The sequence below is a fragment of the Sphingobium sp. genome (genome assembly GCF_003248505.1).
Taxonomy (GTDB): domain Bacteria; phylum Pseudomonadota; class Alphaproteobacteria; order Sphingomonadales; family Sphingomonadaceae; genus Sphingobium.
On sequence record NZ_QFOA01000113.1, the window covers coordinates 1 to 7,368 of the forward strand.

Genomic DNA, 7,368 nt, shown 5'->3' on the forward strand with positions numbered 1-7,368 from the left:
TCTGGGCTTCATCTTCGTTCCTTCGTCACTACGACGAAGCCCAGATCCTCCTTAAATCACAACCTCAAATCTGTGCCATTGGTGCTGACGGCGGACAGGTCGAGACCGACCTATCCACGGCAGAGACCGTAAGGACCTATCTGCGCGACGTGTTTCTCAAGCAAACGGAGATCACTGCTGAGGAGCGCGGGAAGCTGGAGCATCGCCGCCGCGTCCTGAATGACGAGCTCAACCATCGCGTCAAAAACATCATCACGCTCATCAAGTCGATCGCCGTCCAGACGGGCGCGCATGCAGAAACAGTCGAGGACTACACGAACTCGTTCGAAGGACGGCTTCGAGCCTTGGCGTTCGCGCATGACCAGTCACTCAGCGCAACTGTCGGTGGCGACCTCGCAACGCTCATCGAGGCTGAGGCCGGACTCCACCGTTACGGGCCAGGAGCCGACCGCGTGCTCGCATCAGGCAACAAGGTCAGGTTGAACGACCGTGCCTTCGGCGTGCTGGCGCTCGTCGTCCATGAGCTCATGACGAACGCCGCGAAATACGGCGCACTCTCCGTCCCGGAAGGCCGGCTCGACATAGCATGGACCTACAGCGAGACTGATGGCTGCGAAATCCGCTGGACGGAGTCAGGCGGACCGCAGACTAAGGCTCCCAAGCGGCGAGGCTTCGGGTCGAAGCTCATTCAGACCACAATGGTCTATGATCTCGGGGGACGCGCGGACCTGACATTCCCGCCGACAGGCATGACGGCGAGCCTCGTCATTCCTGCGCGGTTCGTCTCGCTTGCCGACGAGGACAGCGAGAGCGCGGCCGCTCAAACCGATAGTGCCAAGCTAGGTTCGCTGGACGGACTTTCCATGCTGCTGGTCGAGGACCAGTCACTCATCGCGCTCGACACAGAAGATCTTCTTCGGCGCCTTGGTGCCAACGACGTGCGGCTTTCGCCAGACGCCACCCATGCCCTTCTCACGCTCGGATCATTCAGACCGGACGCGGCCGTCTTGGACTTCAACCTCGGCGAAGAGACATCTGAACAGATCGCCGACCATCTCGTTGCTCTAGGTATCCCATTCGTTTTCTCGACGGGCTACGGAGATAATGTCCTCATCCCTGAGCATCTTCGTGGGATACCGGTGGTTCGCAAGCCGGCCAGCCTCAAAACCATGGGCAGCCAACTCGGCGAGGCCCGCAGGATGATCTCAGGCTGACGGAATAAGCTCAAGCCGTTTGGCAGCTGCCGCCAATTCGACCTCGAGCTCCGCAGCCATAGTGATCAGCGCCGTGTGCGCTTGCTGATCATCGACACTCGACGCAAGCCGTCGACACCGTTCCAACTGCGCTTGAAGTCGTCTGTAGTGCATCATCCGCGTCACAACACGCAGATGACGAGCGGGTTGCGTCGAATTGACCTCTGGTAAGAGAGCATCGGCTGTCTGCTGCGGATCAGCGACCCTGCGATGGGAAAATGATACCGGCAAACACGTCAAACAAGCGACATTGGATTAATTCAAATCAACTCAGATTGATTTGAATTAGTGTTTTTGATGCCAAGAGGCATGTTCACGTATAAATTACTGATCCATCATAATTTATTCCTGCACTATACTTGTTGTTAATCCATCCTGCCCAAAAATTCCTCCGTCGGGAAAGGAAGTTGAGCTTGGTTGCTCCGCTTCTGGAGAGTGAAAAACGGCGCCTTGCGCCATAGGGGGAAGAAAATGAGAGAATCGACTTCTGACCGCAAGGGCTCCGCGACACCGCGAGCGCCCTGCGGAGGCGGCGAGCCCACATGACCCTACTTTCATTAGCTTTGGCAATACGGGGCCAGACGCACTCAAGCCTCAACTCAACACTTCAGGAAGTTCGAAATTGAGCAGGCGAGCGAAGGGGAAAATTGCGTCCTTCGACCTGTCTCCCAAGGAGATCAGACATGACCTACGATAAATCAAAGCCGTTCATCACCAACCGCGGCGTCATCGCGCTCATTCGAGCAAAACTCGACGCGGAGGGGCATTCGGATGTTGCTGTCAGCCGGCAGTGGATTGATGAAGATACCCCAGGCGAACCATTTCTCCTCAACGTTCCGCTCGGAACGGAACTGTTCGTTCCGTTGAGGGCCATGGAGGGGTTCTTCAACATACATGACCAAGAAGACGCCGATTGGCATGCAAGCCTGTTCGCACAGGCCCTAGTGAACCTTCAGAAAGCCACGAAGATGCTTCTGGCATACGCCGCCAAGGTGAAAAAGGAAGCAGTTGCCCAAGTTTCGGCGGCTCGTGCCGACGGACTCGACATTCAGTTCTCGGGAATTGGCTTTAAGCCCACCTATGTGCGAGCGCTCTCTGGCAAGGACTGGAAGGAAGCAGCATTCGGCGTGCTTGCAGAGGTCTCCATCCGCAACACCTCCTTTCACTTGCAGCCCGAAGTATCGAGCTTCTACGTTGAAGAAGCGGTCGATGTCGCAGACGAGATGGCCGACCTTCTTAAAGATCAGCGCGAGCGGCAGCAGCGGCTGGAGGCACTCGAACGCGCTGGCTACGATCTCACCGTCGATCAAATAACGATCGAGCTGCTTGAGGCTCACAAATTGGACGTCGCGCAGATCCTTCGCCGGGCGTGGAAGAAGCAATGCGTGAACAGAAAAATCACGCTCGGTGAGCAGGAGGGAACACTCTCCATCCATACCTCAGACGGCGTCGTTGGATCGAGCCTCCAACTAGGTGAACTGTGCTGGAACGGCGAATACGCCTGGTTCCACGGGGAGAAGGGAGAGCAAGACCTGCGCGGCTTGCTTGGTAAGACGCTTGCTGGGCTAACGTCGCATCCTGTGTTTTGCGGGCTGCCGATCACGAATATCGTCCATCATGAAACGGGCGTCCGCGACCTGTTCTACTTCGACATGTCACAGGTTCGCACCTTTGACGCCGATAGCGGCTACTTTGGAGAAGAGCGGCGCCTTGCTGCATGAAAACAAGTGGGCGCTCGGCTTTGCCGCTGGGCGCCCATCCTACGCAGAGCGAGAGTAGGGGCGGCTTTCGAGCTCGACGGTGCTCACGTCGATGCCATCAACAAGTTCTGCCAAAGTAAGGCGCATCGCCTTGGCCAACCTCGCAAGGACACGAAGGCTGAAGTCCTGCCGACCCGCCTCGATCTTAGCTAGGTAGGGCTGGGAGAGACCTGCTGCTGCTGCCAGCTGCGTCTGCGTCATTCCAGCACGCTCTTTACGGAGCGCCGCAACGCGCGCGCCAACCGCGGCTGAAACACCGTCAGACTCCCCCGGCGGCTGCGTCGCACTCGTCATAGTCCGGCTTCTAGGATGATTAGCAGCCGGCCGGCAAGGCCGCGGGGCGATGCCATATTCAAACCGCGGGGGCCGTCATAGCAACTCGGATCGTGCGAACAGGAAATTCACGACCATGGGAAAAAACATGAGGATCACTCCCCTACTGCTGGACGCCCTGTCTGCGATGCAGATATCTCCAACGCCGTTCATCGACTATGTAATTAGGCTTTATCCAGTTGAATGGATGCTGGACCGTCAACCCCTCGACCTACCTTCGGATGAGACGCTTCAGGTCCACGCTGTCTGCATCAGCTATGACGTTCTCGAGGCCGAGGTGCACACCGCTGCCGGTGTGTTCATGTCGAACGGGGAAGCCGTCACTTTCGTGACCCCCCGCCTGCCAGAAACCGTGATTGGCCAACTGCCAGGACGTAGATTTCAGGAAGTAGCCGAGATCCCGCTGCTGACCAGTGGTAGGCACATCATCTCGGACGCCTTCTCAACCGACAACCAGAGCCTGATGGCGATCATCATCGATGCGCCACCTGTCGAATGGGCCGTCGCGGTAAGTCCGTGTCGAGCGGTAACCGCCAGCGGACTGCGGCCGAACTAATGAAAAAATCACCAGAAAGAGCAGCCTGATTTATATGCTACTTTCTTGCACATCGCGATTTCTACCAACCTATCACTCACCTGCCAAAGCCACGACTGTCACGCCCAGACCTGTGTTGGAAAGGCCGACGGCAGGGGTGGCGATGAATTTGATGTCTTTGTTGGGAAGCGGAACGGCCATGGATCTGTCGATGCATCGGGAAGAGAGCAAAATCCTGCACTTTTCAGTGCGTTACCGATCCATCTCGGTGATGGCTCTAGGCAGGTTCATGGAAAAGCCACGCAATATAAGGGTTCTTATACGATGAGGCTTTTTCTTAAATCTCAGCGCCGCGCGCCACTCAGAACCGTTGCAGAATAGAGCCGATCCATGAGACCCATAGTAGTCAAACTCGCGCCCATTGAAAACCCGAATAAAGAGCAGTCCGCGATTCTAGAGGAGCTTGGCGAAGACAAGGCCGAGCCCGGTATGCTCTACATAATCGACGAGGCAAAGCAGGCCATCATCTGGCCAGCGTTCCTTTTCCTTCGCGCAAACTACGGCGCCACTGGCAGGGTGACGGAACATAATGCCGTGCCCTCATTCGCGACCAACAGGAAGGATGCCTACAACCTGCGCGAATGGCTGGGCTTCCTGGCTGCGTTGAAGCGTGACTGGCAGAAGGCTGACCACGATCTCCTTCTGGCTTATACGAACTATCAAGTCGGGCGGATCTCGCAGCATAGTGGAAAGGCGAGAGATCCGAATACCGTCAGCATCAAGCTCGGAACGGTCAAAGCCTTCTACAGCTACACGAACGCGGTTCGACTGACGGCTGTCACATGGGACGCGAAATCGCTCGCTGCTCGCTACAGTAACAACCGTCGCCGTCGCACCGCCGAGGATGAAAAGATCCGACCCTTCGGCACCGACGAAGTGCCGAAGATGAGGGCTGCTCTTGGCCCCCTACCAACGGAGCTAGCTCCGGAAAGCCTTCGGTCCACTAGGGACCGCCTGCTCCTCGAGGTTGGCCTTCTCACAGGGATGCGAGGCGAGGAGATCTGCTACCTCAGAACATCCGCCATCTCAAAACTCGTTCCCGACATGACGCGTCCGAACGCCACCCAGCCCGTGCGCATCCAGATCACCAAGGGACGGATTCATCGGCCAGTGGGGTTTCCAAACCGCCTGATCGTCGAGTTGAAAAACTATATCGATGGCGAACGGACCCGCAGCGTGAAGAAGCTCAAAGCCGGCGGCAGCAAGGACCACGGATATGTCTTCGTGAACTTCGACAACGCGTCTCGCCCTGGCAGTCAGCTCAAGACAAATACTATCCATCGCGACTTCGCGTGCCTCATGAGGCGCCTGAACATGACGGAGAGCGTTCAACGCATGAAGAAGGGCGTTCCCGTCATCGTCCAACAGACGACCCATAGCTTCCATGACACCAGGCACACGTTCGCAGTCCGCTACTATGTGGGTCTTCGAAAGCAGCTGGATCGCAACCCGGCCTCTCTGAATTATGCCGAGCCCTGGGAACTCGTGCAGATCGCACTTGGCCATGCTGACTGGGAAACGACCCGCAAGCACTACCTCCGCCACGTCGGAGAATATGAGGCTGAGATCGCCGAACGGGTCCACGAATATCTGGGAGAGCTGTGATGGACGATCAGCGTGACAGCGCACGGCTGTCTTCCACCGAGCAGGACCTCGAAGAATTTCTCGCAGACGGAGGAAACTTCGATAGCCTGATGGGGGACGTTGCACTGGTTACCTCGACAGAGACGGCCCTGACGGTCCCATTTCTGCACGACAATGGAGTGGTGGAAACGGTCTCGTTGGGAACACTCTTGCCGCTCGAGAACATGCGACTGGCATTTGCCAGCATCGTCGCGTTGCGCACGCAGGAGATTGAACTCAGCACATTGAGAATGGAACTGACCAAGTTAACTTTCTTTGTAAGATTCCTTGCTGAACAGAAGCTCCTGCAGCTCGGTCTGAGGAACATACATAACGGGGTCCTTCAGCGCTTTCGTGATTGGCTCGATATTCAAAGGACGCCGGTGCGCGAAACAAATGCGCGGTCCGCCTACGCTGCACAAGCCAGGGTTGGGGGACTACCTCTCTCGGTTGACTACAAACGCGAGATCTATCGCACGCTCGTAGAGACGTTCAAGCGCCTCAGGCTCCATCCCGATTTCAAGACCGAAATCAGGGCCGATCTCAACCTCAATACGGATCGCCTCTGGACCAAGAGGAGCAAGCGGCACGCTGTGCCGATCCTGACTCGGCCGGAATTGAAGATGCTTGTCAGGCTATGCCGCGAGGAAGTGGAAGCCACTACACTTCGCCTACGGGCCTACTGGCGAATGGTGGATGGACTCGCGGATGAGGGCGACGATGACCTCGTCGATCCCCTCATCGCACGCGAAGTCAACGCAATGGGCATTTTCTTTGGAAACGCCCTTCCCCCACCATGCAGGGATGAGATGAGGGTCGTCGTAAGCGAAGATGACAGCGGAGCGTCGTTTCGCAAGAAAACGTTCCCTCGCCTTTGGTCCATGAACGGACCGGAGTATCAAGATGCCGTCTCCCTGCTCTATCCATCGTCATCTCTCCTACTTCCGTTCTGTCTCCTCTTCGCAGTCTATTATCGATACAACCCAGACGTTCTGGGTGCCTTGAAACGCTCCGATCTCACGCGACAGCCAAGTGTCTATGGTGAGCGGTTGAAAGGAACACCTTTCAAAAATCGAGCGAAACGCAAGCAGCACGCGTCCTGGCCGATCACGACCGATGCACATAATCCCGCAGAGATGATCGAAACGATCGAACGATGGACCTCCACCATCATGCCACACGCGACCCTCGATCAACAGGGGCACCTATTTCTCTTTCGAGACCACATCAGGAACGTGAGGAGCTTCGCAACCCCCGACACCCTCAGGCGTGCGTTAGCAAAATTCCTCGACCGTCACAGCGCATCGGAACCCAATGAGAACGCAAAACTCGGTGCGAAAAGGTTCACTCCAAGATCGATAAGACCCAGCGTCATCGATCTCGTTCATCACCTTTTTGATGGGGATGTGATCGCTGCGAGTCACGCCGGCCAGCACCGGCGGGTGGACACGACCATCGAGCACTACCTGCAAGACGGAGCGCGGAAAAGGAACGACGAGCGGCTCGCACCTGTGTCCGCAGCGATGCAAACATGGGTTGAATCCCACGGAGTCATCGATCCGCGCCTATCGAACTCGTCTATTTCTTTTGCCGCCACGCCGGGCTGGGAATGCAAAGACCTTCAAGTAGGCCACATAGCAGGCGAAGAACCAGGGGTTCCTTGCCGCGCCTACGGGCGATGCGTTTCGTGCGAGCTCGGGAAGATCGTAAGCGCCAAAACCTCCCCACATTTTCGTAGCTGCTGATCTGTCTATGTTTTGCCCCTCATCCGAGGGGTATCGTAGTGGCTGATGATGTAAGAACA

The 7,368-nt window shown here is 56.8% G+C and carries 6 protein-coding genes; 5 read left to right on the top strand and 1 reads right to left on the bottom strand.

Annotation, left to right across the window (positions count from 1 at the left end):
• Positions 1-1,214: HWE histidine kinase domain-containing protein (locus DI606_RS18850; RefSeq protein ID WP_293985414.1), on the top strand; the 1,214-nt coding region annotated here is incomplete at its 5' end.
• A gap of 722 nt (positions 1,215-1,936) precedes the next feature.
• On the top strand, positions 1,937-2,974 hold the full coding sequence (locus DI606_RS18855) for a hypothetical protein (RefSeq protein WP_293985416.1): 1,038 nt from the start codon (positions 1,937-1,939) through the stop codon (positions 2,972-2,974).
• Positions 2,975-3,013: 39 nt separating this feature from the next.
• Here the strand turns inward: DI606_RS18855 and DI606_RS18860 are convergent, their stop codons facing one another.
• Positions 3,014-3,307, bottom strand: a complete 294-nt coding sequence (locus DI606_RS18860) for a helix-turn-helix transcriptional regulator (protein ID WP_293985418.1) — start codon at positions 3,305-3,307, stop codon at positions 3,014-3,016.
• 127 nt (positions 3,308-3,434) lie between these two features.
• Between DI606_RS18860 and DI606_RS18865 the strand changes: the two genes are divergently transcribed.
• The 3 genes from DI606_RS18865 to DI606_RS18875 all read left to right on the top strand — a co-directional run bounded on the left by DI606_RS18865 (position 3,435) and on the right by DI606_RS18875 (position 7,309).
• On the top strand, positions 3,435-3,902 hold the full coding sequence (locus DI606_RS18865; protein WP_293985420.1) for a hypothetical protein: 468 nt from the start codon (positions 3,435-3,437) through the stop codon (positions 3,900-3,902).
• A 369-nt stretch (positions 3,903-4,271) separates the two neighbouring features.
• Positions 4,272-5,546: a tyrosine-type recombinase/integrase gene (locus tag DI606_RS18870; protein ID WP_293985422.1), complete on the top strand. Its 1,275-nt coding sequence runs from the start codon at positions 4,272-4,274 to the stop codon at positions 5,544-5,546.
• On the top strand, positions 5,546-7,309 hold the full coding sequence (locus DI606_RS18875) for a hypothetical protein (protein WP_293985424.1): 1,764 nt from the start codon (positions 5,546-5,548) through the stop codon (positions 7,307-7,309). The genes DI606_RS18870 and DI606_RS18875 overlap by 1 nt, the downstream gene beginning before the upstream one ends.
• The last annotated feature ends 59 nt before the right edge of the window (positions 7,310-7,368 follow it).